The organism is Nocardia sp. NPDC058666, from assembly GCF_042714895.1.
Lineage (GTDB): Bacteria > Actinomycetota > Actinomycetes > Mycobacteriales > Mycobacteriaceae > Nocardia.
Map to the genome: position 1 here is coordinate 188,119 of NZ_JBHXRY010000009.1, position 7,331 is coordinate 195,449.

Consider the following 7,331-nt stretch of genomic DNA (forward strand, 5'->3'; position numbering starts at 1 on the left):
ACGGGATCCACCGAGGAATACTCCGGTCGTGAGCGGGGCACAGTTCGCGTGAGTTGCGCCGATGGCGATCCCCGCGCGAACGGTATGGGATACTGAACACGGATGTGTTCGACGTCGACTTGTTGCGCAGGTACGCGACGCGGCGGCGGACATGACCGGATGACACCGCGGTTGATGCCGATCATCGCTGCCACAGAATGGCCCTGTTGCTGGGGCTGTCCGCGTGGCACGCTGGATGAGCGCTCGTAAGCGCGGTGGCACGCCGTACAGCCAGGCGCCGTGTGACCGGTTGGCCCGCCAGATGATCGATCAAAGGTGCGACCGGACACGCGGGGCGAGACCAGATGACCCTCGTACCATCGGGTGCGAGGTGCACGGACGATGCCCCCGCGTCGGCCGCGTCACTCCCGTACCGGGGATGGACGCGCCCGGGGGCCCGAGGAGACTTCGTGGCCGAAAAAGAGCCGCTGGACACAACACAACAGGATGCCGATCAATTGCCGGAGCGAATTCGAGTTCATGCACTGGCCAAACGGTTGGGAGTGACCAGCAAACGCATCCTGGCCAAACTGGCCGAGCTGGGCGCCGAGGCGCGCAGCGTGCAATCCAATGTCGATCGCGCGGTCGCCGAAACGGTGCGCGACGCGATCGCCGCCGCTGACGCCGAACCCGGCGCCCCCAGCGAACCCGCAGCACCCGCGACGCGCGCCAAGAAGCAGCGCGCCGCGTCCACCCCCGTCGCCGAGCAGCCGGCCAACACCTCCGCGGCGCCCGCGTCGCTGTTCTCCGCACCGCATGTCGCGCGCACCGACGAGGTGTTCGCCGCCATGCGCGAGGACGCCCACACGGACCTGTTCACCCACCGGTCCGCCGATACCACCCCGCAGGTCGAGGCACCCGCCTTCGAAGCGCCCGCTTCGGTGGGTATGCCGCTGTTCCTGCCCCCGGATGCCACCGCCGCCGAGGAGACCCGCAAGCGCCGTCGCGCGGACCGGACCCCCAAGCGCGAGGAGCCCGTCGCCGCGCCGGTCGAGGAGATCGAGGCCGAGGCCGAGGTCACCGACGAGTCCGCTGACGACGCCGCCGACGACAACGACCACGATGCCGACGGCCAGCCGCGCCGCCGCCGTCGTGGCCGTCGTGGCCGCGGTCGTGGTCGTGGCGAGCAGTCCGCCGACGGCGAGGACACCGAGTCCGACGACGACGACACCGACGAGGCCGAGCAGCAGGCCGAACCGGTCGCCGCCGAGGCCGAGCCGACCAGCGTTGCCGCCGAGGCCGAGGCCGAGGACGCCGACGACGAGGACGGAACCTCCGATGGCGCCAGCCGTCGCCGTCGCCGTCGTCGCCGCCGCAAGGTCGGTGGCGAGTCCGCCGAGACCGAGACCGTCACCGAGGACGATCCTCCCAACACCGTCGTGCACGAGCGCGAGCCCCGCAACAAGCGGCGCGAGCGTGCCGGCGCGAGCAACCCCGACGAGGTGCAGGGCATTTCCGGCTCCACCCGTCTGGAAGCCAAGCGCCAGCGTCGCCGCGACGGTCGCGAGGCGGGGCGTCGTCGTCCGCCGATCCTGACCGAGTCGGAGTTCCTGGCTCGCCGCGAGGCCGTGGATCGCGTCATGGTCGTGCGCGAGAAGGCGTTCGACCCCGCCGAACACGCACCGGGTCACCAGACCACCACGCAGGTCGCGGTGCTCGAGGACAACATCCTCGTCGAGCACTTCGTGACCAGTTCCGGCCAGGCGTCGATGGTGGGCAATGTCTACCTCGGCAAGGTCCAGAACGTGCTGCCCAGCATGGAAGCCGCGTTCATCGACATCGGCCGCGGCCGCAACGGCGTGCTCTACGCCGGTGAGGTGAACTGGGAGGCCGCCGGTCTCGGTGGTCGTGAGCGCAAGATCGAACAGGCGCTCAAGCCCGGCGACACGGTGCTGGTGCAGGTGTCCAAGGACCCCGTCGGTCACAAGGGCGCCCGCCTGACCACCCAGATCTCCCTGGCCGGTCGCTTCCTGGTGTACGTGCCCGGTGGCACGTCGACCGGGATCAGCCGCAAGCTGCCCGACACCGAGCGCAAGCGGCTCAAGGAGATCCTGCGCGACATCGTCCCGTCCGATGCCGGTGTGATCATCCGCACCGCGTCCGAGGGTGTCAGCGAGCCCGAACTGGCCCGCGACGTCGAACGGCTGCAGGCCGCCTGGCGCACCATCGAAGAGGCCGCCGCCAAGGAGACCAACGCACCCAAGGCCCTCTACGAAGAGCCCGACATGCTGGTCAAGGTCATCCGCGACCTGTTCAACGAGGACTTCGCCAAGCTGGTCATCGAAGGCGACCGCGCGTGGAGCACCGTCGAAACGTACGTGCGCACCGTCGCGCCGGACCTGCTCCCGCGGGTCAACCGGCACGAGAACAACGGCGTCGACGTGTTCGACGCCTACCGCATCGACGAACAGCTGGCCAAGGCACTGGATCGCAAGGTGTGGCTGCCCTCGGGTGGCACCCTCGTGATCGATCGCACCGAGGCCATGACCGTGGTCGACGTCAACACCGGCAAGTTCACCGGCTCGGGCTCCTCGAACCTCGAGGAGACCGTGACCAAGAACAACCTGGAAGCGGCCGAGGAGATCGTGCGCCAGATGCGGCTGCGCGATATCGGCGGCATGATCGTGGTCGACTTCATCGACATGGTCCTGGAATCCAACCGTGACCTGGTGCTGCGTCGTCTCACCGAGGCGCTGGGTCGCGACCGCACCCGCCACCAGGTGTCGGAAGTCACCTCGCTGGGTCTGGTCCAGATGACCCGCAAGAAGCTGGGTACCGGGCTGGTCGAGGCGTTCTCCACCACCTGTGAGCACTGCAACGGGCGCGGCATTCTTGTGCACTCCTACCCGGTGGATTCCGGGTCGGGTGTGGAGGAACCGCGGACCAAGGACAGTGCGCGGCGTCGTCGCGGCAAGGATCGCGACAAGCCCGCCGTGGCCGCGGCACCCGCGACCAACGGCACCGCACCGGTCGTCGAGCACGCCGAGGAGGAGATCGCGGTCAAGCGGGCTCACCCGGTGGTGCTGGCGATGACCGGTCACCACGAGGACGAGCCGTTGGACGTCGAGGTGGTCGAGGAAGCAGCTGTCGAGCCTGCCACCCGGTCGCGTTCGCGGTCGCGTTCGCGCAGGTCGGGCCGTGGATCCGCGGCCGCGCACAGCGAGCCGAGTACCGAGGGTCCGCTGACCGGGGTCATGTCCGCCGAACCCGAGGAGGAGGTGACCTCGACACCCGTCGAGACCGTCGCCGAGGCCCCGGTCGTCGAGGCGCCGGTTGTCGAGCCCGAGGTTGTCGAGACTCCGCAGCCAGAACCGGCTGCCGCCGAACCCGCGGCTCGCGCACCACGTAGGCGCCGCGTAGCCCGCTCTACGGCCGCACCCGCACAGGACAGCGCGGGCGCCGTGTTCGTGCTGTCGGCCAACGATCAGCCGCCCGCAGCGGCCGTCGTGGACTTTGCCGCGGAGCCCGTGGTCGTGCCCGAACGCAAGCCGCGTCGACGCGCCGTGGGTCGCCCCGCGGGCGCGCCGACCGACACGAAGTAGCTCGACCGTTGCCCCAATTCGGTCCTTGACCGGCCGAATTGGGGTAGTGGATACCGTTCTGGTAACCTAGGTCGGTCGCTGCCCAGTGATTGAGCGTCTGGCCGAACAGGCCGGATGCGTACCGCAGGCAGCAAACGTTCTTCCCCCGCTCTTGCGGGGATGAGCCCAGAAATACACGTCGCAGCTGCGGCGTGGACATGTGCAGCACCAATGTGAGTGGAGGAAGCCGACCGATGGCAGCGTACGCAATCGTCAAGACCGGCGGAAAGCAGTACAAGGTCGCGGTCGGTGACCTGGTGAAGGTCGAGAAGATCGAGGGTCCCGTCGGCACCGCCGTGGCGTTGACCCCGGTTCTCGTCGTCGACGGCACCGATCTGACCACCGACGCCGACAAGCTGGCCAAGATCTCCGTGGCAGCTGAGGTCATCGACCAGACCAAGGGCCCGAAGATCCGGATCCACAAGTTCAAGAACAAGACCGGCTACCACAAGCGCCAGGGTCACCGTCAGCCGCTGACGGTCATCAAGGTCACCGGCATCAAGTAAGAATTTTCCCGAGGAGACGAAGCAATGGCACATAAGAAGGGCGCATCCAGCTCCCGGAACGGCCGCGATTCGAACGCACAGCGCCTCGGCGTGAAGCGTTTCGGCGGCCAGAAGGTCAGCGCGGGCGAGATCCTGGTCCGTCAGCGCGGAACCCACTTCCACCCGGGCGTGAACGTCGGCCGTGGTGGCGACGACACCCTGTTCGCTCTCGAAGCGGGCGCGGTCGAGTTCGGCACCAAGCGTGGCCGCAAGACCATCAACATCGTCGTACCGGAGCCGGTCCAGGCCTGACCGCCTGGAGCTTTGCTCCCCACAGACACCAGAGCGGGTCAGGGTTGTTTCCCTGACCCGCTTTTTGGTGCACAAGGAGGAGAATCAATCCATGTCCAAATTCATCGACCGCGTCGTGCTGCATGTTCATGCCGGTAGAGGTGGACACGGTTGTGCCTCGGTGCATCGTGAGAAATTCAAGCCTCTCGGCGGGCCCGACGGCGGCAACGGCGGCAGTGGTGGCGACGTGATCCTCGAGGTCGACGCCAACGTGCACACCCTGCTCGACTTCCACTTCCACCCCAACGCCAAGGCGGGCAACGGCAAGCCGGGCGAGGGCAGTAACCGGGAGGGCAAGAACGGCGCCGATCTGGTGCTGCAGGTCCCCGACGGCACGGTCGTCGTCGATGACGACGGCAAGGTGGTCTGCGACCTCGTCGGCGCGGGCAACCGGTTCATCATCGCCCGTGGCGGCCGCGGTGGCCTGGGCAACGCGTCGCTGGCGTCCAAGGCCCGCAAGGCGCCCGGTTTCGCGTTGCTCGGTGAAGAGGGCGACGAGGTCGATGTCGTTCTCGAGCTGAAGTCGGTCGCCGATGTCGGCCTGGTCGGGTTCCCGTCCGCGGGCAAGTCGTCACTGGTCTCGGTGCTGTCCGCGGCCAAGCCGAAGATCGCCGACTACCCGTTCACCACGCTGGTCCCGAACCTGGGCGTGGTGCTGTCGGGTGACACCACCTTCACCATCGCCGACGTGCCCGGCCTGATCCCCGGCGCCAGCGAAGGCCGAGGCCTGGGCCTGGACTTCCTGCGCCACATCGAACGCTGCGCGGTGCTGGCCCACGTCGTGGACTGCGCGACCCTGGAACCCGGCCGCGACCCGGTCTCCGACGTCGACGCCCTGGAAGCCGAGCTCGCCGCCTACAAGCCCGCCTTGTCCGGTGACGCCAGCCTCGGTGACCTCGCCGACCGTCCGCGCGTGGTCATCCTCAACAAGACCGACGTGCCCGATGCGGCCGAGCTGGCCGAAATGGTGTCCGCCGAGTTCGCCGAACGTGGCTGGCCGGTCTTCGAGATCTCCGCCGTGAGCCGGGCGGGCCTGCGCCCGTTGACGTTCGCGCTGGCCGACATGGTTCGCCAGTACCGCGAGGATCACCCCAAGGCCGCACCCAAGCGCCCCATCATCCGCCCGATCGCCACCGACGAGACCGGCTTCAGCGTCATCGCCGATCCGGAGGAGGCCGGCGGTTTCATCGTGCGTGGTACCCGCCCCGAGCGTTGGATCAAGCAGACCGACTTCAACAACGACGAGGCCGTGGGTTACCTGGCCGACCGGTTGGCACGCCTGGGTGTGGAAGCCGAGCTGGTCAAGCAGGGTGCGCAGCCGGGTTGCCCGGTCACCATCGCCAACGTCACGTTCGAATGGGAGCCGATGATCTCGGCGGGTGTGGACATGCAGCCGACCGGTCGCGGCACCGACCTGCGCCTGGAGACCAACGACCGCATCGGTGCGGCCGAGCGCAAGCTCGCCTCGCAGGCGCGGCGTGGTCTGCTCGACGAGAACGGCGAACGAAAAGAGTGAAAACCGGTCGTGCCCGGCGAAATTCGGTGTCGGGCGCGACCGTGGGATCGGCATACTGCGGGTTCGGTAGTACGTCGGTGATCGTGGTGCAGGGAGTGAAGCGATGCAGGTGAGTCAGGGCCGCGCGGCGATCGTGTCGGCGCGCACCGTGGTGGTGAAGATCGGTTCGTCGGCGCTGACCAGCCTCGAAGGCGGGTTGGACACCGCGCGACTGGATCTGCTCGCCGACGCGGTCGAAGCGCGGATGCGGTCGGGTTCGGATGTGGTGGTCGTGTCCTCGGGCGCGATCGGTGCCGGGCTGGCACCGCTGGGCCTGTCGAAACGGCCCAAGGACCTGGCGACCAAGCAGGCCGCGGCCAGTGTGGGGCAGCTGGCTCTCGCGCACGCCTGGGGGACCTCCTTCGCTCGTTATGACCGCACCGTCGGCCAAATCCTGCTCTCCGCAGACGATTTCGCGCGTCGCGAGCATCATCGCAATGCCCAGCGGACGCTGGATCGGTTGCGAGCCCTGGGTGCGATCGCGGTGGTGAACGAGAACGACACCGTGGCTACCGAGGAGATCCGGTTCGGCGACAACGACCGGCTTGCTGCCCTGGTCGCGCATCTGGTGGGGGCCGACGCGTTGATTCTGCTGTCCGACGTGGCGGGGTTGTACGACGGTGACCCGCGTAAAGGTGCCGCGAACTTCATTCCCGAGGTGCGCAGTAGCGCTGACCTCGACGGTGTCATCGCTGGTAGTGGCGGGGCGCTGGGTACCGGGGGAATGGCGTCGAAGCTATCCGCTGCGCGACTGGCCGCTGATGCGGGGATTCCGGTGCTGTTGGCCTCGGCGGCCGATGCTTCGTCCGCGCTGACCGACGGTGCTGTGGGGACTGCGTTCGCTGCTCGCGCAGTTCGGTTGTCGGGGCGCAAGTTCTGGGTGCGACATGCTGCTGATCCGCGGGGGGCGGTGTTGTTGGATGCCGGTGCCGTGGATGCGGTGGCTGGGCGGCATTCGCTGTTGGCTGCGGGGATTACGGGGATTCGGGGGCGGTTCTTCGGGGGGGATGTGGTGGATTTGGTGAGTCCTGAGGGTGTTGTTGTCGCTCGGGGGGTTGTCGAGTACGACAGTGCTGAGGTTGCTGCGATGATCGGGCGGTCTACTGCCGATTTGCCTGAGACTATGCAGCGTCCGGTGATTCATGCGGATGATTTGGTGAAGGTTTAGGGGCTGGGGTTTGGGTGGTGCCGGGGCGGGGTGGTCCGGCAAAGCCACGAGGTTTGAGTGGTCCCGGGTTGTTTGAGGCTGTGTTTTTGGAGCGCTGGCGCGCTCGAGCGCGGCCCCTGAGGGGCCGCGAGTTAGCCACCGTTGCTTGAGGC

5 protein-coding genes are annotated in these 7,331 nt (G+C 67.9%); all 5 read left to right on the forward strand.

Annotated features, from left to right (window positions below; translation table 11 throughout):
• Positions 1–449: 449 nt before the first annotated feature.
• Positions 450–3,581: a translation initiation factor IF-2 N-terminal domain-containing protein gene (locus ACFWVD_RS20750; protein ID WP_379245120.1), complete on the forward strand. Its 3,132-nt coding sequence runs from the start codon at positions 450–452 to the stop codon at positions 3,579–3,581.
• Between the two features lie 233 nt (positions 3,582–3,814).
• Positions 3,815–4,126 (forward strand): 50S ribosomal protein L21, encoded by a 312-nt coding sequence (gene rplU / locus ACFWVD_RS20755; protein WP_194828727.1) that lies wholly within the window; start codon positions 3,815–3,817, stop codon positions 4,124–4,126.
• Between the two features lie 24 nt (positions 4,127–4,150).
• Positions 4,151–4,417: a 50S ribosomal protein L27 gene (gene rpmA / locus ACFWVD_RS20760; protein WP_379245122.1), complete on the forward strand. Its 267-nt coding sequence runs from the start codon at positions 4,151–4,153 to the stop codon at positions 4,415–4,417.
• Between the two features lie 91 nt (positions 4,418–4,508).
• A complete protein-coding gene (gene obgE / locus ACFWVD_RS20765) occupies positions 4,509–5,972 on the forward strand; it encodes a GTPase ObgE (RefSeq protein ID WP_379245124.1) in 1,464 nt (487 codons plus the stop codon).
• 103 nt (positions 5,973–6,075) lie between these two features.
• Positions 6,076–7,179 (forward strand): glutamate 5-kinase, encoded by a 1,104-nt coding sequence (gene proB / locus ACFWVD_RS20770; RefSeq protein WP_379245126.1) that lies wholly within the window; start codon positions 6,076–6,078, stop codon positions 7,177–7,179.
• The last annotated feature ends 152 nt before the right edge of the window (positions 7,180–7,331 follow it).

What these genes read in the sequence shown, in the direction of transcription:
- rpmA (WP_379245122.1), top strand. Translation starts at nt 4,151, where the DNA reads ATGGCACATAAGAAGGGCGCATCCAGCTCCCGGAACGGCCGCGATTCG.
- obgE (WP_379245124.1), top strand. Translation starts at nt 4,509, where the DNA reads ATGTCCAAATTCATCGACCGCGTCGTGCTGCATGTTCATGCCGGTAGA.
- rplU (WP_194828727.1), top strand. Translation starts at nt 3,815, where the DNA reads ATGGCAGCGTACGCAATCGTCAAGACCGGCGGAAAGCAGTACAAGGTC.
- proB (WP_379245126.1), top strand. Translation starts at nt 6,076, where the DNA reads ATGCAGGTGAGTCAGGGCCGCGCGGCGATCGTGTCGGCGCGCACCGTG.